A 25,424-nucleotide genomic window follows, 5' to 3' on the forward strand; every position below is an offset into this window, starting at 1 on the left:
TGACGTAGGCGCACGTGCCGCTGCTACTGGTGCTTGTAGTGCTTGATGGACTGGTCCTTGGCCGCCGCGTCCGCGTAGCCCTGGATCTTCTTGATGGCCTCGGCCGGGGTCAGGCGCCCTGCCATCATCTCGCCGAGACCGGCGACACCGATCTGCTCCTTCTGGAGCTTCACGTACCAGTCCTGCAGGCGCGGGTTGACCACGTTGTCGCCGGCCTTGTCCAGCGCCGCGACGCCGGACTTGAGGCCGGGGGTCAGCGTGATGCCGTCGGTACCGCCGTTGAAGGCCGTCAGCGACTTCACCTGGCTGGTGAAGTTCTTCGACGAGGCCTCACTGAGCATGATGCGCAGTTGTTCCATGCCGCCCGTGGGGTTGGCCGCCTTGGCCGGGACGATGAAGGGCTCACCGCCGGAGGCCCAGATGGTGCCGAAGGGCAGCTTGTCGGAGCTGTCGAGGCTGGACGGACCGCTGACGGCCAGGTTGAAGTCCTTGGGGATCACGTTCGCGGACTCGTTCTCCACCCACGACCCGTTCGGGATGAAGAGCGCCTTGCCCTTGGCCCACGCGGTCTGCGACTGGATGTGGTCGATGCCCGGGGTGCCCTTGAGGATGTAGCCCTTCTTGTAGAGCTCGTAGTACGCCTCGAAGGCGGCCTTGACGGCGGGGTCCTTCCAGGCGTTCGGCTCCAGGTTGTCGATCTTGTCGAGAACCTCGCGGCCGCCGATCTTGCCGATGAAGGGGTAGAGCGAGAACGGCAGGTAGTAGGGGTACTTGCCCGCGTACGTCCAGCCGGCGATGCCCTTCTTCTTCGCCTTCTCGCACAGCGCGAGCATCGCGTCCCAGTCCTCGGGGTACGTCGCGTCGAGCTTGTCGAGGGCGGTCTGCGAGTACCACACGCCGTAGACCGTGTAGGCGTAGTACATGATCCAGACCGGGTCGCCGTCGAACTGGCCCATCTCGACGATGCCCGGGCGGAGCGTGTCGCGGACCTTCTTCGACGGGTCGTCGATCGACGGCGCGTCGAGGAGCGGGGTCAGGTCGGTCAGCTGCTTCTTGCCGACGAGCACGCCCATGTCCATCTGCTGGGCGCCCGAGTTGTCGATCAGGTCCGGCGGGGTGCCACCGTTGAACTTGGGCTGCAGCTCGGACTGGATCTTCTGGGTCTTGTGGAAGTCGATCTTGGCCTTGGGGTACGCCTTCTTGTACTCGGCGTTGGCGTCGGTCGCGTACTTCGTGCCGAAGCCTCCGTCGAAGATGACGACCGAGAGCGCGGCCGTCTCGTTGACGCCCAGCGGATTCTTCTGCGACTTCTTGCCGGCCTTGGCCTTCTTGTCGGAGCCGCTGTCGCTGCTCGCACACGCGGACAGGAAGCTCATCGTCGGGACGGAGATCAGGCCGAGTGCCGCCGACCGTTTGATCAGATCACGGCGGCCGACACCCTTGGTGCTGCTGTTCTCGGCGGAAGTGGATCCCATGCTCAAGTCCTCGCCTTCTCCAGGACTCAGGCGGTGAACCGGATCCTCCCCGGCACCGCGGTTAGGTCAAGCTGGGGTCGTGCATGGGGGATTCAGTGGGACGACACCACAGTAGGTGTACGTGACACGGTCCGTGGCCTCCCGATTTCCCCCCTGGGTCCTGCCAGTCCACGGCCGTCGAACGGCTTGGCAGACGCCGACAGGTATAGTCCACTTCCCGCCAGCGGAGCAAGATCGAATGCACGTTTGCCGGTGGGTCTTTTCCGAGTTGAGACCTCCCGGAAATATGGGACACCCATGGCTTGCCCTGACGAAGATCCACAGGTGTCAACCTCCCGCATTGGGAGTAATGCGCGGCTCGTCGCACGGTATTCACCCCTGACACCCCACCCAACACCCTTGACATCGCTGACAACTTGACTCCCTACTGGTCCTTGCGCAGCAAAGCTGACAACGTTGTCCAGGCCAGCCCAGGGAGGGTGCTCGCGCATGCAGCACAGAGCTCGGTACAGACGGAGTTCTTTCGCTCGGCCCAGATGGGGTTCCTCGACGGTCATGGGGGTGGCAGCGCTTTCTCTGGTGGTCGCCTCCCAGGGCGTGGCGGTCGCCCTGCCCGCCCAAGCGGCGGCGAAGGACCGGCAGTTCGCCTCCTCGTTCGAATCGGGTGATCCCGCTCCCGACTGGCTGAACACGGTCGATACGGGACCCGACGGGGCCAAACGGGCGTCGGGTGTCGACGGTGGCTACAGCACCGGCATCCCCGGAAACGTCACCGACCACGTCACGGACGTCCGCGCCGGCGGCGAGAACACCGGGGCGGGCGAGGTGAAGGAGAACCTGGTCGACGGCGAGCCGAGCACGAAGTGGCTGACCTTCGAGCCCACCGGCTGGGCGGAGTTCGACCTGGACGCCCCGGTCAAGGTGGTCACGTACGCGCTTACTTCCGCCAACGACCACGACGAGCGCGACCCGAAGGACTGGACGCTCCAGGGCTCGACGGACGGCAAGGACTGGAAGTCCCTCGACACCCGCTCGGGCGAGTCCTTCGGCGAGCGGTTCCAGACGAAGTCGTACGACATTGCGAGCCCCGCCGAATACCAGCACTTCCGGCTCGACGTCACCAAGAACAACGGCGGCGACATCCTTCAGCTCGCCGACGTCCAGTTCTCCACGGGCCAGAGCGACGACCCGACGCCCAAGGACATGCTCTCGCTGGTGGACCGCGGCCCGAGCGGCTCGCCCACCGCGAAGGCGGGCGCGGGCTTCACCGGCAAGCGGGCCCTGCGCTACGCGGGTACCCACAAGGCGGACGGCCGGGCGTACTCGTACAACAAGGTCTTCGACGTGAACGTGGCCGTCGGCCGCGACACCGAGCTGGCGTACCGGATCTTCCCGTCGATGGCGGACGGCGACCGGGACTACGACGCCACGAACGTGTCCGTGGACCTGGTCTTCACCGACGGCACCTCGCTGAGCGACCTGGGCGCCACGGACCAGCACGGGTTCGCGCTCACCCCACAGGGGCAGGGCGCGGCCAAGGTGCTGTACGTGAACCAGTGGAACAACGTGACCTCGCGGATCGGGTCGGTCGCGGCCGGCAAGACCGTGGACCGGATCGTGCTGGCGTACGACTCGCCCAAGGGGCCCGCGAAGTTCCGCGGCTGGCTGGACGACGTCTCGCTGAAGACGGTCGCTCCGGAGAAGCCGAAGGCGCACCTGTCCGACTACGCGCTGACCACCCGCGGCACCAACTCCAGCGGTGGCTTCTCGCGCGGCAACAACTTCCCGGCGACGGCCCTCCCGCACGGCTTCAACTTCTGGACGCCGGTGACCAACGCGGGCTCGCTGAGCTGGCTCTACGACTACGCCCGTGCCAATAATTCGGACAATCTACCCACGATTCAGGCGTTCAGTGCCAGCCATGAGCCCAGCCCCTGGATGGGTGACCGGCAGACCTTCCAGGTGATGCCGTCGGCCGCCTCCGGCACCCCGGACACCGGCCGGGAGGCCCGCGAGCTGGCGTTCCGGCACGAGAACGAGACGGCGCGCCCCTACTACTACGGCGTGACCTTCGAGAACGGACTCAAGGCCGAGATGGCCCCGACGGATCACGCGGCCTCGCTGCGGTTCACCTATCCCGGTGACGACGCGAGCGTGATCTTCGACAACGTCACCGAGCAGGCCGGGCTGACCCTCGACAAGGACAACGGGATCGTCACCGGCTACTCGGACGTGAAGTCCGGCCTGTCGACCGGGGCCACGCGGCTCTTCCTGTACGGCGTCTTCGACGCGCCGGTGACGGACGGGGGCTCGGCCGGGGTCAAGGGATACCTGAAGTTCAAGGCCGGCGCCGACCACACCGTCACCCTGCGCCTGGCCACCTCGCTGATCAGCGTCGACCAGGCCAAGGACAACCTGCGCCAGGAGATACCGGACGGCACGTCCTTCGGGACGGTCGAGGCGCGGGCCCAGCGCACCTGGGACAAGCTGCTGGGCAAGGTCGAGGTCGAGGGCGCGACGCCGGACCAGCTGACCACGCTGTACTCCAGTATGTACCGGCTGTACCTGTACCCCAACTCCGGCTTCGAGAAGGTCGGTTCGAAGGACCAGTACGCCTCGCCGTTCTCGCCGATGCCGGGTCCGGACACCCCGACCCACACCGGCGCGAAGATCGTCGACGGGAAGGTGTACGTCAACAACGGCTTCTGGGACACCTATCGGACGACCTGGCCCGCCTACTCGCTGCTGACACCCAGTCAGGCGGGGGAGATGGTCGACGGATTCGTCCAGCAGTACAAGGACGGCGGCTGGACCTCACGCTGGTCCTCGCCCGGGTACGCGGACCTGATGACCGGCACGTCGTCGGACGTGGCGTTCGCGGACGCGTATGTGAAGGGGGTCGACTTCGACGCGGAGTCGGCGTACAAGGCGGCTCTGAAGAACGCGACCGTCGTCCCGCCGGTCTCGGGCGTGGGCCGCAAGGGCATGTCGACCTCGCCGTTCCTCGGCTACACGAGCACCGACACCCATGAGGGCCTGTCGTGGGCGCTGGAGGGCTACCTCAACGACTACGGCATCGCGAAGATGGGCCAGGCGCTCTACAAGAAGACGGGCGAGAAGCACTACAAGGAGGAGGCGGACTACTTCCTCAACCGTGCCCAGGACTACGTGAACCTCTTCGACTCGAAAGCCGGTTTCTTCCAGGGCCGCGACGAGAAGGGCGACTGGCGGGTCGAGTCGTCGAAGTACGACCCGCGCGTGTGGGGATACGACTACACGGAGACCAACGGCTGGGGCTACGCGTTCACCGCGCCGCAGGACTCACGGGGGCTCGCCAACCTGTACGGCGGCCAGAGCGGGCTGGCGGAGAAGCTCGACGCGTACTTCGCGACGCCGGAGACGGCCTCGCCGGACTTCGTGGGCTCGTACGGCGGAGTCATCCACGAGATGACCGAGGCCCGTGACGTACGGATGGGCATGTACGGGCACTCCAACCAGGTGGCGCACCACGTCAACTACATGTACGACGCGGCCGGCCAGCCCTGGAAGACGCAGAAGAACGTCCGCGAGGTTCTCTCCCGCCTCTACACCGGCAGTGAGATCGGGCAGGGCTACCACGGCGACGAGGACAACGGCGAGCAGTCGGCCTGGTACCTCTTCTCCTCGCTCGGCTTCTACCCGCTGGTGATGGGCAGCGGCGAATACGCCATCGGCTCACCGCTGTTCACCAAGGCGACGGTCCATCTGGAGAACGGCAGGGACCTGGTCGTCAAGGCGCCCAGGAACAGCGCGAAGAACGTCTACGTGCAGGGTGTGAAGGTCAACGGCAAGAAATGGACGTCGACTTCGCTCCCGCACTCGCTCATCTCCCGCGGCGGTGTCATCGAGTTCGACATGGGCGCCAAGCCGTCCTCGTGGGGCACCGGAAAGAACGCGGCACCCGTCTCGATCACGCAGGACGACAAGGTGCCCGCGCCGCGCTCGGACGCCCTCGAGGGAGAAGGCGCGCTCTTCGACAACACCTCGGCGACGGACGCGACGGTGACGTCGGTGGACCTGCCGGTCTCCGCCGCCGCCAAGGGAGTTCAGTACACCCTGACATCGTCCTCGGACCATACGAAGGCGCCCACCGGCTGGGTCCTGCAGGGTTCGTCCGACGGCAGTCAGTGGACCGACCTCGACAAGCGCTCCGGGGAGTCCTTCGCCTGGGACAAGCAGACCCGGGCGTTCACGGTCGCGGACCCGGGCTCGTACACCCACTACCGCCTGGTCCTCGACGGTGAGGGGACGCTCGCGGAGGTGGAACTGCTGGCCTGACACACACCCCCCACGGGAGGGGCGGGCGCGGAGAATCCTCCGCGCCCGCCCCGTCTTGCTGTGGGCCCGCTCGCTCAGTTCGCGGCGAGCGTGAAGACGTGCAGGTCGGTGTTGTCCGGCAGCCGCACGCTCTTGATGGTCTTTCCGTCCGGGGCCTGGAAGGGCTTGGTGGCGAAGACGTACGTCGCCACCGGGTCCTTGTCGGCGCCCGCGACATTGCGGTAGGCGGCCTTGGCGACCGTCACGTTCCCATACTGGACGGTGCCGCCTCCGCCGCCGACGGTCCAGTCGGTGAAGGAGAGGTCGACGGAGTCGGTGGTGCCGTCGGTGTAGGTGACGGTCGCCCTGGTCTGCTGGTTGCCGTTCACCGCGCTGCCGATGAAGGACAACCGCGTCGCCTCGTGGGTGAGTTCAATGTTCTGGCCGGTCGCCGAGGCGTTGTCGGGACGGCCCGAGGGGGAGTTCGGCCAGGTGAAGGTGAGGCCGTCCACGGTGCCCTGTTCGCCGGGCGTCAGGCCCGCGTCGGCGAGCGCCTGACGGGAGTAGCTCCAGCCACCGCCGTCGTAGTCGGCCTCATCGTGGTCGCCGGCGTCGTCCGAGACGCCGGTGTTGTCGTACGCGGCGAGGAGGGAGCCGGGCGCCGCGACGGTCAGGGCCACCGGCTGCTCGTACGAGGTGTCGGTCGACGTCACCGTGACCTTGACGTCGTAGAAGCCCTGCGTGGCGTCGTCACCGGCCGCCAGGGTGATCTGCTGGGCGCCGTCGGTCACCGTGCCCTCGGCCGGAGTGGCGGTCACGCCGTCCGGCACGTCCACCTGGAAGCGGACCTCGGGTCCGGCGCCACCGCTCAGGGCGAGGGCGCGGATGTCGAGCTGGGTGCTGCCGCCGGGCGCGAGCGTCGCCGTGGTCGGCCCGACACCGATCTGGTACGGCTGCTCGCCCGCACGGAAGGACGGCGGCGCGGCGGCCTCGGAGCTGCCCCACCGCTGATCGGGGGTGTCGCTCAGCGTGTAGTCGAGCCTGCCGCCGTCCCGGACGAAGGAGGCCGGGAGCCAGGGCCGGTCGCTGGTACGGCCGTTCACCTTCAGCGACTGGATGAACGGGGAGTCGGCGGCCGCACCCGTCGCCCGGATCTCGATGTCGGCGCCGCCCGGGCGCTCGATCTCCACCCTCGGGAACAGCGGTGAGGACAGGGTGAGTTCGGCCCGTGAGGGCACCTGGGGATACATGCCGAGCGAGGAGAAGACGTACCAGGACGACATCTCGCCGAGGTCGTCGTTGCCGGGGATGCCGCCCGGCTGCGTCGACCACAACTGGGTCATCGCCGCGCGGACGGTCTGCTGCGCCTTGTAGGGCGCGCCCGCGTAGTCGTACAGGTAGGGCACGTTGATCGACGGCTCGTTGTCCAGCTCGGACTTGTCACCGCCGCTGCCGGTGAAGGCCCAGCTGCCGTCGGCGTCGTGGAAGAAGGAGTCGAGGCGGTCGAGGGCCTTGTCGCGGCCGCCCATCGCCGCGAAGAGTCCGGCCGGGTCGTGCTGCACCATCCAGGTGTACTGGGCCGCCGTACCCTCCACGAAGCCGTTGCCGGTCGCCGGGGTGAAGCCGGTGACCCAACTGCCGTCCGCCTTGCGGTTGGCGACGTAGCCACCGCTCGGGTCGGCCGCGATGTTGAAGTTGTTCTGCCACCACTGGGAGCGGCGGGCGAAGTCCGCGGCGGTCTTCCTGTCCCCCGCGGCGGTGGCCAGCTGAGAGATCGCGAAGTCCGCGCCGGACATCTCCAGGGTCTCGGCGGCTCCGCCCCAGGCATTGGAGACGGACGGCATGTAGTGGGAGTCCATGTACTTGTCGAGGGAGGGCCGTTGGCCCACCGAGAGGACCGGCTTGCCCGCCGGGGACAGATCCTGCTCGGTCGGTACGGTGGCCGCCTGGACCAGCGAGTCGAGCGCGCCCAACAGGTCGAAGTCCGTGCCGCCGAAGGCCCGGATGCCGGCGAGTGCGGGCGCCGACGGGTCACCGTTCATGACGTGTGTGCCACTGGCGCCGTGCAGCCAGCGGTCCCAGACTCCCCCGTTCTGCCGCGCGAGTTCGAGCAGTGACTGGGCGATGTCGGAGCCGGTGTCCGGGTTGAGCAGGGTCAGCAGCTGGACCTGGGAGCGGTAGACGTCCCAGCCGGAGAAGGTGCCGTACTGGGCATGGTGGCCGCGGCTGACGACATGGACCTTGTCGTCGGGGCCTCTGTATCTGCGGTCGGCGTCGCTGATGACGTTCGGGTGCAGGAGTGCGTGGTAGAGGGCGGTGTAGAAGGTGGTGCGCTCACTGTCCGTGCCACCGCCGACCTTGATGGCGCCGAGCTGGTCGCGCCAGGCGCGGTGGGCGGCGTCCTGGACCGAGCCGAAGGACCGGGACGGCGGGTTCTCGGCCGCGAGGTTGGCCGCGGCGCCCGCCTCACTGACGTACGAGATACCGATCTTGACGTTCACGGGACCGGTGCCTGGCTCGAACTCCACATAGCCGCCCGCTCCCTTGCCGGCGACGGGACGGCCTCCGTGGGAGAAGCCGCCCGTGTCCCCGCTCGCCTCGGTGGCGCCCGGGCTCAGTCTGTCGTCCTGCCAGGTGCCGGTGGTCTTGAAGTCGTGGTCGAAGCGGGCGGTGAAGTAGAGGGTGTAGTAGGCGCGTTGGCCCTCTGGGTCGAGATAGCCGCAGAAGTTCCCGGAGGTGACGGAGCCGGAGACGGTACGGGTCGCCGGGTCGATCTTCACGGACGAATCCGTCGACCCGACCTCGGAGTTGGCGGTCCGGACGAGCAGCGAGGCGGGCTTGTCGGCGGGGTAGGTGAAGCGTCCCGAGCCCGTGCGGGCGGTCGCGGTGAGGTCGGCGGTGACGCCGGAGGAGAGGCCCACCTTGTAGTGGCCGGGCTCCGCGGTCTCGTCGTCGTGGCTGAAGTCCGCCGCGTACACGGCGTCCTTGGTGTCGCTCGCCGGGGAGGAGGTGACCTCACCGGCGTACGGGAAGAAGGGGATGTCGCCGCTGCCGCCCGCGCATCCCGTACCTGACATGTGGGTGAGGCTGAAGCCCCGGATGCGCGTGGCGTCGTACTGGTAGCCGCCCGGCGCGGCGGTGCGGGTGGCGTCCCCGCGGGTGTTCTCCGGGCTCCAGGAGAGCATGCCGAAGGGCACGACGGCGCCGGGGAAGACGTTGCCGCCGTTCTTGGTGCCGATGAGTGGGTCGACGTACGGGGTGGGGTCCCGGACCAGGTCCGGCGGTGCGGCGGTGGCGGCCACCGCGGGGGTGACGGCGGGGGTGATCCCGGCGGCCGCCAGGGCGACGGCGAGCAGGACGGATGACGGACGGAAACGCATGACGCGGCCCCTCCTCCTTCGGACGGGTCGCGCACCACAGGTCGCACAAGCCGCAGGGACAGTAACGTGCGCCACGGGTACCACGGAAGACCGCCTGCGGCGCCGGTGGCACGCCCGGCATCCACCCAATGGCGCAGTACGCCCCCCGACCTGCGGCCAACTGGCTTGACATCGTTGTCCGTTGAGGCGGTAGAGTCATATGCAGATCATTCGACAACGTTGTCGCGCACTGCGATCGGTACAAGCCGCGCACTCCCGAAAGCAACGCTCCACCCCGGGCCGGGCCTCCCCCGACCCCGCCCGGGCTCGCGGACCGGGTGAGTCCTGAACCAACCACCCGGTCCGCCCCGAGCACATGACATGAATGACTTCAGGGCCCCTTCGCTCGTTGGTCGTACGGAACCTCGCGCGCGCTCATCCCCTCTTCCTGTGAAAACGGCATGAATGCGGGCAAGGCGAAAGGGCGGGCGTGTGCGCGTGTCTGAAACGGGTGGTGCCGACGAGAGCGGGGCCGTGCGCGACCCCGGGGCCGTCCATGGCCCGGGCACGGGGCACGGCGCGGGTGCGGGGCACGGCGCGGGTGTAGATGGTCCTGGGCTGGATGCCGGTTCCGGGCCGGGTGCCGGTGCCGGGCCGGGTGCCGTGCGCCGCCTGGGTGCGCCCGCGCTGGCGAATCTCCTGATCGGACTGGCCGCGATCGTCCCGGGCCTGTGTCTGCGGTGGCTGCTGACCAAGTACCCGTCGGTCGGCTGCGGGCACAGCGTCGGCTGCGGCAAGGCGGCCTCCCACCACTCGCTCGGCATGATGACCGGAGCCGTGCTGGGCGGCGGTTTCGTCCTCGGAATGGTGCTGGTGGTCGACTTCTTGGTGCCCCATCAGGAGGGCGGACCCGTGGGCACGTGGCTGAGCATGGCGCTGCTGATCCCCGCCCCGTTCGTGGTCGGGCAGGCGTTGGGCTGGATCTAGGAACCCGGTGGGTTGCCCCTCGCTCGACCCCGCGGCGGGGGGGGCCTAGGTCGGCGCCGACGCCGGGGGTCGAATCGACGCCGGGGGTCGAATCGACGCCGGGGCCGAATCGACGCCGAGGCCGAATCGACGCCGAGGTCCAAATCGTCATCGGGGTCCGAATCGGCATCGGGGTCGGCGCCGGCACCGGGGCCGCGGTTGGCGTCAGGGCCGGGGCGCGGCAGGGCCGCGAGGGGGACCCTGCCCGCGGTCATCGTCGGGCAGCGGTCGGCTCCATGTCCGGAGGCGACACCGCGCGAGCCCCCGTCGGGCCCGCTGCCTCCGTCGTACCCGCGGCGCTCGGAGCCGCCGTCGGCGCCACGCCCTCCGCCCTGGGAGCCGCGGCCGGCCCGATGCCCGGCACCATCGGGGCCCCTGTCGGCGTCGCACCCGGCGTCGTTGTCAGGACCGCGGCCGACGCGGTGCCGGTGAGCAACATCGGTGCGGCCGGGGGCAGTTCGAGGGTGAACTCCGTGCGGCCCGGGGTGCTCTCCGCTCGGAGGGTGCCGGCGTGGGCCGCCGTGACCGCCGCGGCGATGGCGAGGCCGAGGCCCGACCCGCCTGCCTTGGCGGACACGCGGGAACGGGACGCGTCGGCGCGGGTGAAGCGCTCGAAGACCCGGGGCAGGAGCCCGGGCGGGATGCCCGGTCCGTCGTCGCGTACGCGGACCACGCAGTGAGCCTCGGTGACCTCGACCGAGACGATCACCGTGGTGCCAACGGGCGTGTGCATACGGGCGTTGGCCAACAGGTTGGCCACCACCTGGCGCAGCCGCGCCTCGTCTCCCACGACCAGGGCCGGGGCGTCGCGCGGCAGCACCAACTGCCAGTCGTGCCCCTCCCCCGCCGACCGCGCGTCCCACACCGCCTGCGCGACGAGTGCCGCGAGGTCCACCTCGGCACGCTCCAGCGGCCGGCCCTCGTCGAGACGGGCGAGCAGGAGCAGATCCTCCACCAGCCCCGTCATCCGCGCCGACTCGGCGGAGACGCGACGCCAGGCGAGCGTCGACTCGCCCTCCTCGGCACCACGGTTCATCAGCTCCGCGTAGCCCGCGATCGAGGCGAGCGGCGTGCGGAGTTCATGGCTGGCGTCGGCGAGGAACCGGCGCATGCGCTCCTCGCTGCGGCGCATCTCCTCCGCTCCGCGCCGACGTTCGGCGAGCGAGGACTCGACCTGGTCGATCATGCGGTTGAGCGCGGCGCCGACCTGGCCGGCCTCGCTGCCGGGGTCGGTGTCGCGTTCGGGAACGCGGGTGAGGCCCGAGACCTCCCCCCTCCCCAGCGGGGAGCGGGAGACCTCGACGGCGGTGGCGGCGACCCGCCCGAGCGGGCGCAGCTGCCGCCGGATGACGACGGCGCAGACGCACCCGGCGGCGGTGAGCCCTGCGGCCCCCACCGCGGCCTCCACCGTCTCCAGGCCGCTGATCATGTCCTCCACGTCGCCCATGGGGAGCGCGGTGAGGACGGGGCGCCCGCCGCCGTCGAGGGCCGTGACCCGGTAGGAGCCCAGGCCGGGCACGGTCCGGGTATGCAGCGAGCCGTCCGCCTCGACGCCGGCGAGGGCGGTGCGCTGGGGGGTGGTGAGCGGCCGCGGTCCGCCGGAGCCGGTCACCTCCGCGGCGGCGATGACGTTCCCCTCGCTGTCGAGCCGGGCGGCGATGGTGCCGGCCGCCTGGCCCCGCGTGTCGAGGAACTCAAGGTCCGTTTCCGACCCCGGCGCGATCCGCACCCCGCCCCGGCTGCGCTCGGCGGCGTCGGTCACCCGCTGGTCGAGGTTGTCCAGCAGATAGGCGCGTTGGGCGTAGACCGTGGCGAGGGCCATGGCCGCGCAGACGACGACCAGCGCGGCGCCGATGAGGACGAGGAGCCGCGTCCGCAGGGACCGCCCGCGCGGCGGGGTCCCCGGTGAGGGCTTCGGCCTGGACGCCGGGGCCGACACCGAGCGCCCCCGCAGCCGTTCTCGTACAGCCCGTCCCCCGGTCATCTCCCCTCCTCCGGCGGCCTGCTGGCGTACCCGGCCCCGAGCACCGGGTGGATCACCGGCGTGCGCCTCTTGACGAAGGTGAGCAGCTCGGGCTCCTCGGCCGTGAGCCGGGCGGAGGCGGACGTGCCGTCGAGCACGAGGGCGCGCGGGGCGCCGCCGTGGGCGTCGCGCAGCGCGGTGAGCCACGGCTCGTCGTCGGCGATCAGCACCCGTACGCTGCCGCCGCGGACCCCAGAAGTGCCAGACATGTAGCAATCGTGTCCCGTTCCACTGAGGGAACCCTGTGTTCCACCTGAGCCCTGCCGATGTCCTCGCGGGCACGATGGATGCCAACGGCGAAGGGCCGCACCCCCGTCACCGGGGATGCGGCCCTCAACCGCCGTACAGCTGCCGTACAGCTGCCCGGCAACTGTTCTTCAACTGTCCTGCCGTACCGCTTACTTGCGGATCAGGCTGCGCAGCACGTACTGCATGATGCCGCCGTTGCGGTAGTAGTCCGCCTCGCCGGGGGTGTCGATGCGGACGACCGCGTCGAACTCGACGCCGGTGTCGGTGGTGACCTTCACCGTGCGCGGGGTGGTGCCGTTGTTGAGCTCCTCGACGCCGGTGAAGGAGAAGGTCTCCTCGCCGGTCAGGCCGAGGGCCTCGGCCGAGGTGCCCTCCGGGAACTGGAGCGGGAGCACGCCCATGCCGATGAGGTTCGAGCGGTGGATGCGCTCGTACGACTCGGCGATGACGGCCTTCACGCCGAGGAGCGCGGTGCCCTTGGCGGCCCAGTCGCGGGACGAGCCGGAGCCGTACTCCTTGCCGGCCAGGACGACCAGCGGGATGCCCTGCTCGATGTAGTTGCGCGAGGCGTCGTAGATGAAGGCGACGGGGGCGTCTTCCTTCGTGAAGTCGCGGGTGTAGCCGCCCTCCGTACCCGGCGCGATCTGGTTGCGCAGGCGGATGTTGGCGAACGTACCGCGGATCATGACCTCGTGGTTGCCGCGGCGGGAGCCGTACGAGTTGAAGTCGCGGCGCTCGACGCCGTGCTCCGTCAGGTACTGGCCCGCCGGGGTGTCGGCCTTGATCGCACCGGCCGGGGAGATGTGGTCGGTGGTGACCGAGTCGCCGAGCTTGGCGAGGACGCGGGCGCCGGCGATGTCGGAGACCGGGGTGGTCTCCATCGTCATGCCCTCGAAGTACGGGGGCTTGCGCACGTAGGTGGACTGCGGGTCCCACTCGAAGGTGTTGCCGGTCGGGATCGGCAGCGCCTGCCACTGGGCGTCGCCCGCGAAGACGTCCTGGTAGGACTTGTTGAACATGTCCTCGCCGATGGCGTTCGCCACCACGTCGTTGACCTCGGCCTCGGTCGGCCAGATGTCCTCGAGGTAGACCGGCTTGCCGTCCTGGTCCACGCCCAGCGCGTCCTTGGTGATGTCCACCTTCATGGAACCCGCGAGGGCGTACGCGACGACCAGCGGCGGGGAGGCCAGGTAGTTCATCTTGACGTCGGGGTTGATACGGCCCTCGAAGTTCCGGTTGCCGGAGAGGACCGAGGTGACCGCGAGGTCGTGGTCGTTGACGGCCTTGGAGACCTCCTCCGGCAGCGGGCCGGAGTTGCCGATGCAGGTGGTGCAGCCGTAGCCGACGAGGTTGAAGCCGACCTTGTCGAGGTACGGGGTCAGGCCCGCCTTGTCGAAGTAGTCGGTGACGACCTTGGAGCCCGGGGCGAGCGTGGTCTTGACCCACGGCTTGCGGGTCAGGCCCTTCTCGACCGCCTTCTTGGCCACCAGCGCGGCGGCGACCATGACGTACGGGTTCGAGGTGTTGGTGCAGGAGGTGATCGCGGCGACCGTGACGGCGCCGTGGTCGATCTCGTACGTCGAGCCGTCGGGGGCCGTGACCAGCGTGGGGCGGGTCGGCACGCCGTTGGCGGCGGCGGGGGCGTCGGAGGCGGGGAAGGACTCCTTGCCGGCCTCGTCGTCGTCCTCGACGTAGTTGCGGACGTCCGTCTTGAACTGCTCGGCGGCGTTCGTGAGGACGATGCGGTCCTGCGGGCGCTTCGGGCCGGCGATCGAGGGGACGACCGTGGAGAGGTCGAGCTCCAGCTTCTCGGAGAAGTCGGGCTCGGCGGCCGGGTCGAGCCAGAGGCCCTGCTCCTTGGCGTACGCCTCGACGAGCGCGACCTGCTGCTCGTCACGGCCGGTCAGGCGCAGGTACTTCAGGGTCTCGTCGTCGATCGGGAAGATCGCGGCGGTGGAGCCGAACTCCGGCGACATGTTGCCGATGGTGGCGCGGTTGGCGAGGCTCGTGGCCGCCACGCCCTCGCCGTAGAACTCGACGAACTTGCCGACGACGCCGTGCTTGCGCAGCATCTCGGTGATCGTGAGCACGAGGTCGGTGGCGGTGGTGCCGGGGGTGAGCTCACCGGTGAGCTTGAAGCCGACGACGCGCGGGATGAGCATCGAGACCGGCTGGCCGAGCATCGCGGCCTCGGCCTCGATGCCGCCGACGCCCCAGCCCAGGACGCCCAGGCCGTTGACCATGGTGGTGTGGGAGTCCGTACCGACGAGGGTGTCGGGGTACGCCTGCCCACCCCGGACCATGACGGTCCGCGCGAGGTGCTCGATGTTCACCTGGTGGACAATGCCGGTGCCCGGCGGGACGACCTTGAACTCGTCGAAGGCGGTCTGACCCCAGCGCAGGAACTGGTAGCGCTCCTTGTTGCGGCCGTACTCCAGCTCGACGTTCTGCGCGAAGGCCTCGTTGGTGCCGAACTTGTCGGCGATGACGGAGTGGTCGATGACCAGCTCGGCCGGGGCGAGCGGGTTGATCTTCGCCGGGTCGCCGCCGAGTTCCTTGACGGCCTCACGCATGGTGGCGAGGTCGACGACACAGGGCACGCCGGTGAAGTCCTGCATGATCACGCGGGCCGGCGTGAACTGGATCTCCTGGCTGGGCTGGGCCTGCGAGTCCCAGCCGCCGAGGGCCCGGATGTGGTCGGCGGTGATGTTCGCGCCGTCCTCGGTGCGGAGCAGGTTCTCCAGCAGCACCTTCAGGCTGTACGGAAGGCGAGCCGAGCCTTCCACCTTGTCCAGCCGGAAGATCTCGTACGACTCGTCGCCCACCTGCAGCGTGCTGCGGGCGTCGAAGCTGTTCGCCGACACGACAGTCTCCTTCATTGATGTGCGCGTACCCACCGCAATCCTGCCGCCACGACTGATGGACCGATCCGCTAAGGTAAGGCTAAGTTAGGTAACCCTTACCAGGGTGGCGGCTGCGGGGCGCCTTCGGCAGATATCTCGATGTCGAGATAACTCTAGTACATGGGCGCGGGCTGGTCATGCCCGGCCTCCTTCGGGGTACCCGGTGTCGACCGGGAACCACCCGGCGTAACCGACGCGAGGGGGGCAGCCATGCCACTGACGTTCCGCAAGAGTTTCCGCATCCTTCCCGGGGTGCGGCTGAACATCAACCGTCACTCGTGGTCGATCACCACCGGTGGACAGCACGGGCCGAAGCACACCCACAGCAGCACCGGGCGCCGGACCACGTCGATGGACCTGCCGGGCCCCTTCGGGTGGCGGCGGACGACACGGCGCAGGGAGCGGTGACGCCTGGGGACCCCGGCTCCACACACGGATGAAGCGCCTGAAAAGCGACAAAGCTTCTCAGTGCCGACGAACCGTCATGGACCCGTATCTTCACGGCACTCACCGGACGTGACATCAACCGGCCGCCCCCAGGACGCACCACCATCGTCGCCGCGCTCCCGGAGCACAGCACCCGAACTCCCCTGCGACCGACGCCTTCTGACCCGCACTACACGGAAGGACGCGCTCCATTTTTCTTTATCTCACATCCGATATACGGTCGCGCCATGGCAGACGACTACCTCGTACGCATCGGCAAGCTCATCCGTGACGCCCGGCAACACCGGGGCTGGACACAGTCGCAGCTGGCCGAGGCACTCGGCACCAGTCAGAGCGCCGTCAATCGCATCGAGCGCGGCAACCAAAACATCAGCCTTGAGATGATCGCCCGAATCGGTGAGGCCCTGGACAGCGAAATCGTCTCTCTGGGCTATGCGGGTCCGATGCATCTGCGCGTCGTGGGCGGGCGTCGTCTGTCGGGCTCGATCGACGTCAAGACCAGCAAGAACGCGTGTGTGGCGCTGCTGTGCGCGACGCTGCTGAACAAGGGGCGCACGGTGCTGCGCCGCGTCGCCCGGATCGAAGAGGTGTACCGCCTTTTGGAGGTACTCGGTTCGATCGGCGTCCGCACCCGCTGGATCAACGACGGGGTGGACCTCGAAATCGTGCCCCCCTCCGAGCTGGAGATGGAGGCGATCGACGCCGAGGCGGCCCGCCGCACGCGCTCGATCATCATGTTCCTCGGCCCGCTGCTGCACCGTATGGACAGCTTCAAGCTGCCGTACGCGGGCGGTTGCGACCTGGGCACCCGGACCATCGAGCCGCACATGATCGCGCTGCGCCGCTTCGGGCTCGACATCGCCGCCACCGAGGGGCTCTATCACGCCCAGGTAGACCACTCGGTCACTCCCGGCCGCCCGATCGTGCTGACCGAGCGCGGCGACACGGTGACCGAGAACGCGCTGCTCGCGGCCGCCCGCCACGACGGCGTGACCGTCATCCGCAACGCCTCCTCCAACTACATGGTCCAGGACCTGTGCTTCTTCCTGGAGGCGCTGGGCGTACGGGTGGAGGGCATCGGCACCACCACGCTCACCGTCCACGGTGTGCCGAACATCGACGTCGACGTGGACTACTCGCCCTCCGAGGACCCGGTCGAGGCGATGAGCCTGCTCGCCGCCGCCGTGGTCACCGAGTCGGAGCTGACGGTGTGCCGGGTGCCGATCGAGTTCCTGGAGATCGAGCTCGCGGTCCTGGAGGAGATGGGCCTCGACCACGACCGCTCGGCGGAGTACTTCGCCGACAACGGCCGTACGCGCCTGGTGGACCTGACCGTCCGGCCCTCCAAGCTGGAGGCGCCGATCGACAAGATCCACCCGATGCCGTTCCCGGGCCTGAACATCGACAACGTCCCGTTCTTCGCGGCCATCGCGGCCTCCGCCCAGGGCCAGACCCTCATCCACGACTGGGTCTACGACAACCGCGCGATCTACCTGACCGACCTCAACCGCCTCGGCGGCCGGCTCCAACTCCTCGACCCGCACCGCGTGCTGGTGGAGGGCCCGACCCGCTGGCGGGCCGCCGAGATGATGTGCCCGCCCGCGCTGCGGCCCGCCGTGGTCGTGCTGCTGGCGATGATGGCGGCCGAGGGCACGTCCGTCCTGCGGAACGTGTACGTCATCAACCGCGGATACGAGGATCTGGCGGAGCGCCTCAACACGATCGGGGCGCAGATCGAGATCTTCCGGGACATCTGAGGGTCGAGCCACGTGCGGGGAGCCGCCGGTCCCGTTCCGGGTCGGCGGCTCCCCGCATGTGTACTGCGGCGCCCGCTCAGCCCGCGACGACCTTGATGTCCTGATCCTGGATCGCGTGGAACATGGGCAGCGGAAGGCCGGTCGCGCTCAGTTCCATCAAGGTGGCCTCGACGTGTGCGGTGCCCGGCGTGAGGGCGCCGGGGGCGCGCTTCTCGGAGTTGGTCCAGCGGTGCTCCGCGCCGTCGCAGACGGCCGAGCTGCCGCCGATGCCGTAGTACACCCTGGAGTCGCCCTGCGACACCGAGGAGGAGACGAACACGGGCCCGGAGGCGCTCAGACAGCGGTAGGTGCCGGAGAGGGTGACGGTGCCGTCGGCCGCGACATGGCCGGTGGGGTCGACGGTCAGCTCGTCGGACGCGCGGGACACGGCCACGGCGGACGGTGCGACGAGCAGGAGCAGCGCGGCGCCGGTGGCCGCGCCGATGACTTGGCGCAAGGACATGGAAGTACCTCCTGGAACGGGGGCGGGAAGGGGCGCTCCATGGGTACCGGTCCGGCGTCCCCGGGGCGGTGATCGTCACCCCTTTGGTGGCGAGTCCGCGCCGTCCGTCTTGGGGACGTCCGAGAGTTGTCCGCGTGTTGTCACGCTTCACGTCCGGCTGTTCCGATGAGTTCGCCGCGCGCGCATGGTCTATGTATGCGAAGGGCGGCGAGAGCGCCGCCATACTCATCGCATCCGACGTGGAGGTGCGCCATGTGTTCCCACCAGTCCTCGTGCCCGTCCGCGGACTCCCACGCCCCGCACATCGTGGCGGCCCACCCCGAGCAGGGCTGGAACCTCCGGTGCGACGGCGCGATCGTCTTCGACGACACCGGTGAACTGCTCCCCGACGGCAGCGTGGTCGCTCCGTACCGGGGAGCCGTCGAGCGGCTGGCCGTCGCGGCCTGAGCCCGCGGCCGGCTCGGTCGGGGCAGTCGGCTCGGTCGGCTCAGCCGGTTCGGTCCGCTCAGCCGGCGCGGCTAGGGCAGCACCGCGAAGCCGTCGAGTTCGACGAGGGCCCGTTCGTCCCAGAGGCGGGCGGCGCCGATGACGGCCATCGCGGGGTAGTCGCGGCCCGCCGACTCCCGCCAGATACGGCCGAGTTCGCGGGCGTGGGTGCGATAGTCGGCGACGTCCGTGGCGTAGACCGTGACCCGGGCGAGGTCCGCCGGAGCGCCCCCCGCGGCCCGCAGCGCGGTCAGCAGATTCGTCAGGGCCCGCTCGAACTGCTCGGGCAGCGTCTCGCCGATCACCTTCCCGTCCGCGTCGAGCGCCGTCTGGCCCGCCAGGAAGACGACGCGGCTGCCGGTGGCGACGACCGCGTGGGAGAAGCCCGTGGGCGGCGAGAGCTCGGGCGGGTTGACGCGCTCGGTGCTCACTCGACCTCCACGGTGACATTCGGACGCTCGGACATCTCCCGGTACAACTCCTTTGCTATGACAGCTCGTTGGACCTCACTCGCCCCCTCGTAGATACGCGGCGCGCGGACCTCCCGGTAGAGGTGTTCGAGGAGATGACCGCGGCGCAGGGCGCGGGCGCCGTGCAGCTGTACGGCCGCGTCGACGACGTACTGGGCCGTCTCGGTGGCCAGCAGCTTCGCCATCGCCGCGCGCTTGGGTACGTCCGGTGCCCCTTCGTCGTACGCCGCCGCTGCCGCGTACACCATCAGGCGGGCGGCCTCCGTGCGCAGCGCCATCTCGGCGACCTGGTGGGCCACCGTCTGGAGGTCCCTCAGCCGGCCGCCGAACGCCTCCCGCCCCGCGGTGTGCGCCAGGGTCGCCTCCAGCGCCGCCTGCGCCATGCCGAGCGCGAAGGCGCCCACGCTCGGCCGGAAGAGGTTGAGGGTGTGCATGGCGACCCGGAAGCCGCGGTCGGGTTCCCCGAGCACGTCGTCCGCCGTCACCGGTACGGCGTCGAAGGCGAGGGCTCCGATGGGGTGCGGGGAGAGCATGTCGAGCGGGGTGCCGGTGAGGCCGGGTCGGTCGGCGGGGACGAGGAAGGCGGTGACGCCGCGGGCTCCGGCGTCGGGGGCGGTCCGTGCGAAGACCGTGTAGAAGTCGGCCTCGGGTGCGTTGGAGATCCAGCACTTCTCGCCGGTCAGCCGCCAGCCGTCCAGGCCGTCCTCGTCCGCCCTGAGCGCCAGCGCGGCCGCGTCGGAGCCCGCGCCGGGCTCGCTCAGCGCGAAGGCGGCGACCGCGCTGCCGTCCGAGACGGAGGGCAGCCAGCGCTCGCACTGGGCCCGTGTCCCGTACGCGTGGACCGGGTGCGCGCCCAGCCCTTGCAGAGCCAGCGCGGTCTCGGCCTCGGTGCAGGCCTGGGCCAGGGACTCACGCATCAGGCAGAGGTCCAGCGCGCCCGAGGTGAACAGACGGGCGAGCAGGCCGAGTCGGCCGAGTTCGGCGACGAGGGGGCGGTTGACATGGCCCGGCTCGCCCTTCTCCGCCAGCGGGCGCAGCTGCTGCGCCGCCAGCGCGCGCAGCTCGCCGCACCAGGCGGCCTGTGCCGGATCAAGCGAGAATGCGGTCATTGCCGGTCCTCTCTGCCCCGTCGAACCCTCTCCCACGTTATCGCGAACCGTTGACTGTCGTCACCAACCCGATACGCTCCTGGTGCGAGCCCACCACGACGCCCACCAAGGCAAGGGGGCGAACCGCCATGGATCCCAGGGACACCGGCGTCCGCGCAAACGCTTACGCGGGCGTTGACGCCTCGGCCCACATCGACACCTTCGCGCGCGACCACCTCCCGCCCCAGGAGCAGTGGCCCGAGCTCCACTTCGATCTGCCCGAGCTGCGCTACCCCGATCGGCTGAACTGCGCCGCGGAACTCCTCGGCCACGCCGGCCACGAGCGCCCCGTCTTCCGTACCGCGTCCGGCGACCTGTGGACTTACGGACAGCTGCGCGCCCGCGTCGACCGCATCGCCCATGTGCTCAGCACCGAGCTGGGCGTCGTGCCCGGTAACCGGGTGCTGCTGCGCGGCCCCACCACACCGTGGCTGGCGGCGTGCTGGCTGGCGGTGCTGAAGGCGGGCGCGGTCGCCGTCACCGTGCTCGCGCAGCAGCGTCGGCACGAGCTGACCACCATGTGCGAGATCGCACGGGTGACGCACGCGCTGTGCGACGTACGGTCGGTCGACGACCTGGTCAAGGCGGAGATCCCGGGACTGCGGGTCACGACGTACGGCGGGGACGCGCCCGACGACCTGCTGCTGCGGATCACGGGCGCGCCGGACGAGCCGTTCGAGGCGGTCGACACGGCGGCCGACGACGTCGCGCTGATCGCGTTCACCTCGGGCACCACGGGACGGCCCAAAGGCTGTATGCACTTCCATCGCGATGTGTTGGCGATAGCGGACACCTTCTCGAAGCATGTGTTGCGGCCACATGAGGACGATGTCTTCGCGGGCAGTCCTCCGCTGGGTTTCACGTTCGGGCTCGGCGGTCTCGTCGTCTTCCCGATGCGTGCCGGTGCCTGCTCCTTGCTGCTCGAACAGGCGGGCCCCAAGCAACTGCTGCCGGCGATCGCCGAGCACGGCGTCTCCGTGCTGTTCACCGCGCCGACCGCGTACCGGGCGATGCTCGCGGAGCTGGACGACCACGACACCGGGTCGCTGCGGCGCTGTGTGTCCGCGGGCGAGAACCTGCCCGCCGCTACCTGGCGGGGCTGGCACGCGCGCACCGGGCTGCGGATCATCAACGGCATCGGCGCCACCGAGCTGCTGCACATCTTCATCTCCGCGGCCGACGAGCACGTCCGCCCCGGCACCACGGGCATTCCGGTACCGGGGTGGCACGCGCGCGTGGTCGACGCCGACGGTTCGCCGGTGCCGGACGGCGAGCCCGGGCTGCTCGCGGTGCGCGGCCCGGTCGGCTGCCGCTATCTCGCCGACCCCCGGCAGCGGGAGTACGTCCGCGGTGGCTGGAACATCACCGGCGACACCTATGTGCGCGACCCCGACGGCTACTTCAGCTATGTCGCCCGCGCCGACGACATGATCATCTCGGCGGGGTACAACATCGCGGGCCCGGAGGTCGAGGACGCCCTGCTGCGTCACCCGGACGTGGTCGAGACGGCCGTCGTGGGGCGGGCCGACGAGGCGCGCGGGCAGGTCGTGGTGGCGTACGCGGTCCTGCGCGCCGGCGCGCGCCAGGACGTGGAGGCGCTGCGCGCCTTCCTCAAGTCGGAGCTCGCGCCGTACAAATGCCCCCGCGAGATCGTCTTCCTGGAGGCGCTGCCGCGCACCGCGACGGGCAAGCTCCAGCGGTTCCGGCTGCGCGAGCACGGCCGTCCGGACGCCCCGGTGCCGCCCGCCCCGGAGGGTGACTTGTCCACAGGCGGCGACCCCAAGTGATCTTCGCGCACTAGAGTGATCAACGTGTCAGAGCAGCACGCCCCCCGGTCCCTGATCGTGACGTTCTACGGCGCGTACGGCCGTTTCATGCCCGGCCCCGTGCCGGTGGCCGAGTTGATCCGGCTTCTCGCCGCGGTCGGCGTCGACGCGCCCTCCGTACGGTCGTCGGTGTCCCGGCTCAAGCGCCGCGGCCTCCTGGAACCGGCGCGCACGGCCGCCGGCGCTGCCGGGTACGCGCTGTCGGCGGACGCGCGCCAGTTGCTCGACGACGGCGACCGGCGGGTGTACGCGACGGCGCCGCCGCAGGACGACGGCTGGGTGCTCGCCGTGTTCTCCGTGCCGGAGTCCGAGCGCCAGAAGCGGCATGTGCTGCGCTCGCGGCTCGCCGGTCTCGGCTTCGGGACGGCGGCCCCCGGGGTGTGGCTCGCCCCGGCGCGGCTGTACGAGGAGACACGGCACACCCTGGAGCGGCTGCGGCTCGATCCGTACGTCGAGTTGTTCCGCGGGGAGCACCTCGGCTTCGCGGCGACGGCCGACGCGGCCGCGCGCTGGTGGGACCTGGCCGCCATCGCCAAGGAGCACGAGGAGTTCCTCGACCAGCACGCGCCCGTGCTGCACGCCTGGGAGCGGCGCTCGGACACCCCGTCCGAGGAGGCGTACCGCGACTATCTGCTCGCCCTCGACTCCTGGCGCCATCTCCCGTACGCCGACCCGGGACTGCCCGCCGCGCTGCTGCCCCAGGACTGGCCGGGCGCCCGCTCGGCCGCCGTCTTCCGGGCGTTGCACGAGCGGCTGCGGGACGCGGGGGCGGTGTTCGCGGACGTGCCCGCGCACTCCGCGCACTCCCAGTACCCGGAGCGGGCCGGGCACGCCCCGTACCCGGAACAGCCGGGGCACGCCGAGCAGCCGGGGCACCCTGAGCAGCCTGAGCACTCCGAGCACCCCGAGCACCCCGAGCACCCCGAGCACCCCGAGCACCCCGAGCACCCCGAGCACCCCGAGCACCCCGAGCACCCCGAGCACCCCGAGCACCCCGACGGAGTGTGACCTCAGATACGTCATCGGGTGCTAAGAGAACCCTCAGGCCTCCTCCTGCTCTCTGAAGGCCGGGGGCACCGCGTGGAAGTCCTCGACGGTGACAAGATCGCCGCTTCCTCTCCGCCGGCCGACGGTGCGACGCCGACCGTCGGGATGGTCACCTCTCCTGAGCCGGTACGCCGTCAAGTCCCGAGCGTGAGCCGGGGTTTGGGGGCGTCCATGCGTCCGGTCTGCGGACGTCGGCTGCCCGCCCGGTAGGGCATGGGCCAGGCGACGCCCGGACCCTCGTAGCCCTGCTCAGCCGCCGCGTGCAGCGTCCAGTGCGGGTCGTACAGATGCGGCCGGGCGAGCGCGCACAGGTCCGTACGCCCGGCCAGGATCAGGGAGTTGACGTCGTCCCAGGAGGAGATCGCTCCGACGGCGATCACGGGGAGGCCGGCCTCGTGGCGGATCCGGTCCGCGTACGGCGTCTGGTAGGAGCGCCCGTACTCCGGCTCCTCGTCCGCCACGACCTGCCCCGTCGACACGTCGATCGCGTCGGCGCCGTGCGCGGCGAACGCCCGGGCGATCTCGACGGCTTCGTCCCCGGTGGTGCCGCCCTCGGCCCAGTCGGTCGCGGAGATACGGACGGTCATGGGCCGCTCCTCCGGCCATACGGCCCGTACGGCGTCGAAGACTTCGAGCGGGAAGCGCAGCCGCTTGGTGAGCGAGCCGCCGTACGCGTCGGTGCGCCGGTTGGTCAGCGGTGAGAGGAAACCGGACAGCAAGTAGCCGTGGGCGCAGTGCAGTTCGAGCAGGTCGAAGCCGCAGCGGGCGGCGCGCCAGGCGGCCGCCACGAACTGCTCGCGCAGATCGGTGAGCTGGGCGCGGGACAACCCGCGCGGGGTCCGGCTCCGCGGCTTGTACGGGATCGGGGACGCGGCCACGAGCGGCCAGTCGCCGTCCTCCAGCGGTTCGTCCATGCCCTCCCACATCAGCTTCGTCGAACCCTTGCGGCCGGAGTGGCCGAGCTGGATGCCGATCGCGGTGCCCGGCGCCTGCTGGTGCACGAAGTTGGTGATCCGCCGCCAGGCCTGGGCCTGTTGGTGGCTGTAGATACCCGCGCAGCCGGGCGTGATACGGCCCTCGGGACTCACGCACACCATCTCGGTCATCACCAGTCCGGCCCCGCCGAGCGCCCGCGCGCCGAGGTGGACGAGATGGAAGTCGCCGGGGACGCCGTCCACCGCCGAGTACATGTCCATGGGCGAGACGACGACACGGTTGCGCAGCCGCAGGCCGCGCAGCCGGAACGGGGTGAACATCGGCGGCGTACCGGGCGGGCAGCCGAACTCGCGCTCGACGGCCGTCGTGAAACGCGGGTCGCGCAGTCGCAGGTTGTCGTGGGTGACGCGGCGGCTGCGGGTGAGGAGGTTGAAGGCGAACTGGCGGACGGGCTGGTCGAGGTAGCGGTCGAGGTCCTCGAACCACTCCAGGCTGGCCCGCGCCGCCCGCTGGGTGGACGCGACGACGGGGCGCCGCTCCTCCTCGTACGCGGCGAGGGCCCGTTCGAGGCCGGGCTGTTCCTCCAGACAGGCGGCCAGCGCGAGGGCGTCCTCGACGGCGAGTTTCGTCCCGGAGCCGATGGAGAAGTGGGCGGTGTGCGCGGCGTCGCCGAGGAGGACCAGGTTCCGGTGCGACCAGCGGTCGTTGACGACGGTGCGGAAGGTGGTCCACGCCGACTTGTTGGACCGCAGCGGCCGGCCGCCCAGCGTGTCCGCGAAGAACTTGGCGCACCGCTCGACGGACTCCTGCTCGTCCAGGTCCGCGAACCCGGCCGTCCGCCACACCTCTTCGCGCATCTCGATGATGACCGTGGAGGCGTCGGCGGCATACGGGTAGCCGTGCAGTTGCATCACGCCGTGCTCGGTCTCGGCGATCTCGAAACGGAAGGCGTCGAAGGCGAAGTCGGCGGCGAGCCAGATGTATCGGCACCGGTGCTCTTCCACGGCCGGTCCGAACACCTCGGCGTACGCGCCCCGGGTGAGGCTGTGCACGCCGTCGGCCGCGACGACGAGGTCGTACGCCGTCATCAGCTCGGCCACGGGCGGGGCCTCCGCGCGAAAACGCAGCTCGACGCCGAGCGAGTGGCAGCGCTCGTGCAGGATCTCCAGCAGCCGGCGCCGGCCGAGCGCCGCGAAACCGTGGCCGCCGGAGGTGTGCCGCACTCCGCGATGCACGATGTCGATGTCGTCCCAGCGCACGAAGTCGTCCTGGAGCGCCGCGTACACGACCGGGTCGGCGTGCTCGATGCCGCCCAGCGTCTCGTCGGAGAGGACCACGCCGAAGCCGAAGGTGTCGTCCGGGGCGTTGCGCTCCCAGACGGTGATCTCACGGTCGGGGTCGAGCCGCTTGAGGAGGGCTGCCGCGTAGAGCCCGCCGGGACCGCCGCCGATCACCGCGACGCGCATCGCGCGCC

Annotated in this window: 15 protein-coding genes and 1 pseudogene; 7 read left to right on the forward strand and 9 right to left on the reverse strand. The window is 70.2% G+C overall.

Translation table 11 applies throughout. From position 1 onward, the window contains the following. Positions 1–23 precede the first annotated feature (23 nt). On the reverse strand, positions 24–1,475 hold the full coding sequence (ngcE, locus tag ACFVXA_RS09905) for an N-acetylglucosamine/diacetylchitobiose ABC transporter substrate-binding protein (RefSeq protein ID WP_362017281.1): 1,452 nt from the start codon (positions 1,473–1,475) through the stop codon (positions 24–26). Between the two features lie 555 nt (positions 1,476–2,030). Here ngcE and ACFVXA_RS09910 point away from each other — a divergent pair. Continuing rightward, complete coding sequence (locus tag ACFVXA_RS09910; RefSeq protein ID WP_384017610.1) at positions 2,031–5,792, forward strand: GH92 family glycosyl hydrolase; 3,762 nt, start codon at positions 2,031–2,033, stop codon at positions 5,790–5,792. A 74-nt stretch (positions 5,793–5,866) separates the two neighbouring features. On the opposite strand, the gene ACFVXA_RS09915 is transcribed toward ACFVXA_RS09910, so the two are convergent. Then, complete coding sequence (locus tag ACFVXA_RS09915) at positions 5,867–9,151, reverse strand: GH92 family glycosyl hydrolase (protein ID WP_390024550.1); 3,285 nt, start codon at positions 9,149–9,151, stop codon at positions 5,867–5,869. Positions 9,152–9,622: 471 nt separating this feature from the next. Here ACFVXA_RS09915 and ACFVXA_RS09920 point away from each other — a divergent pair, with 471 nt between their 5' ends. Beyond that, positions 9,623–10,117 carry a hypothetical protein gene (locus tag ACFVXA_RS09920; protein WP_389933253.1) on the forward strand — a complete coding sequence of 165 codons (495 nt, stop codon included), beginning with the start codon at positions 9,623–9,625 and terminating at the stop codon, positions 10,115–10,117. Positions 10,118–10,367: 250 nt separating this feature from the next. Here ACFVXA_RS09920 and ACFVXA_RS09925 read toward each other — a convergent pair whose 3' ends face one another. From ACFVXA_RS09925 to acnA, 3 genes are all read right to left on the reverse strand, one after another. Next, entirely contained in the window at positions 10,368–12,140 is a 1,773-nt protein-coding gene (locus ACFVXA_RS09925) for a sensor histidine kinase (protein ID WP_390024552.1), read from the reverse strand. Further along, entirely contained in the window at positions 12,137–12,388 is a 252-nt protein-coding gene (locus ACFVXA_RS09930) for a hypothetical protein (RefSeq protein WP_383900965.1), read from the reverse strand. The genes ACFVXA_RS09925 and ACFVXA_RS09930 overlap by 4 nt, the downstream gene beginning before the upstream one ends. A gap of 189 nt (positions 12,389–12,577) precedes the next feature. Continuing rightward, entirely contained in the window at positions 12,578–15,292 is a 2,715-nt protein-coding gene (gene acnA, locus ACFVXA_RS09935) for an aconitate hydratase AcnA (RefSeq protein ID WP_390024554.1), read from the reverse strand. Between the two features lie 249 nt (positions 15,293–15,541). Here acnA and ACFVXA_RS09940 point away from each other — a divergent pair, with 249 nt between their 5' ends. Together ACFVXA_RS09940 and ACFVXA_RS09945 are read left to right on the forward strand one after the other, a co-directional pair. Further along, positions 15,542–15,739 (forward strand): DUF4236 domain-containing protein, encoded by a 198-nt coding sequence (locus ACFVXA_RS09940; protein WP_362017266.1) that lies wholly within the window; start codon positions 15,542–15,544, stop codon positions 15,737–15,739. Positions 15,740–16,005: 266 nt separating this feature from the next. Further along, the gene (locus tag ACFVXA_RS09945; protein ID WP_362017264.1) at positions 16,006–17,535 is read left to right on the forward strand and encodes a UDP-N-acetylglucosamine 1-carboxyvinyltransferase; all 1,530 of its coding nucleotides are present in this window, start codon (positions 16,006–16,008) and stop codon (positions 17,533–17,535) included. Between the two features lie 76 nt (positions 17,536–17,611). Here the strand turns inward: ACFVXA_RS09945 and ACFVXA_RS09950 are convergent, their stop codons facing one another. Continuing rightward, a complete protein-coding gene (locus tag ACFVXA_RS09950) occupies positions 17,612–18,037 on the reverse strand; it encodes a DUF6299 family protein (protein ID WP_362017262.1) in 426 nt (141 codons plus the stop codon). Positions 18,038–18,289: 252 nt separating this feature from the next. Between ACFVXA_RS09950 and ACFVXA_RS09955 the strand changes: the two genes are divergently transcribed. Then, complete coding sequence (locus ACFVXA_RS09955; protein WP_383738342.1) at positions 18,290–18,484, forward strand: DUF5999 family protein; 195 nt, start codon at positions 18,290–18,292, stop codon at positions 18,482–18,484. Positions 18,485–18,555: 71 nt separating this feature from the next. Here ACFVXA_RS09955 and ACFVXA_RS09960 read toward each other — a convergent pair whose 3' ends face one another. Further along, on the reverse strand, positions 18,556–18,954 hold the full coding sequence (locus tag ACFVXA_RS09960; RefSeq protein ID WP_362017258.1) for a RidA family protein: 399 nt from the start codon (positions 18,952–18,954) through the stop codon (positions 18,556–18,558). Beyond that, entirely contained in the window at positions 18,951–20,102 is a 1,152-nt protein-coding gene (locus tag ACFVXA_RS09965; protein WP_362017256.1) for an acyl-CoA dehydrogenase family protein, read from the reverse strand. The genes ACFVXA_RS09960 and ACFVXA_RS09965 overlap by 4 nt, the downstream gene beginning before the upstream one ends. A gap of 128 nt (positions 20,103–20,230) precedes the next feature. Here ACFVXA_RS09965 and ACFVXA_RS09970 point away from each other — a divergent pair, with 128 nt between their 5' ends. Both ACFVXA_RS09970 and ACFVXA_RS09975 read left to right on the forward strand, forming a co-directional pair. Continuing rightward, entirely contained in the window at positions 20,231–21,928 is a 1,698-nt protein-coding gene (locus tag ACFVXA_RS09970; RefSeq protein WP_390024556.1) for an AMP-binding protein, read from the forward strand. Positions 21,929–21,943: 15 nt separating this feature from the next. Continuing rightward, positions 21,944–22,747, forward strand: a pseudogene (locus ACFVXA_RS09975) (PaaX family transcriptional regulator C-terminal domain-containing protein); the annotation flags it as partial. A 401-nt stretch (positions 22,748–23,148) separates the two neighbouring features. Here ACFVXA_RS09975 and ACFVXA_RS09980 read toward each other — a convergent pair. Continuing rightward, positions 23,149–25,416, reverse strand: coding sequence for a bifunctional salicylyl-CoA 5-hydroxylase/oxidoreductase (locus ACFVXA_RS09980; RefSeq protein ID WP_390024558.1), 2,268 nt, complete (start codon positions 25,414–25,416; stop codon positions 23,149–23,151). Positions 25,417–25,424: the final 8 nt, after the last annotated feature.

The organism is Streptomyces sp. NPDC058246 (assembly GCF_042881985.1).
In the GTDB taxonomy this organism is placed as follows: Bacteria; Actinomycetota; Actinomycetes; order Streptomycetales; family Streptomycetaceae; genus Streptomyces.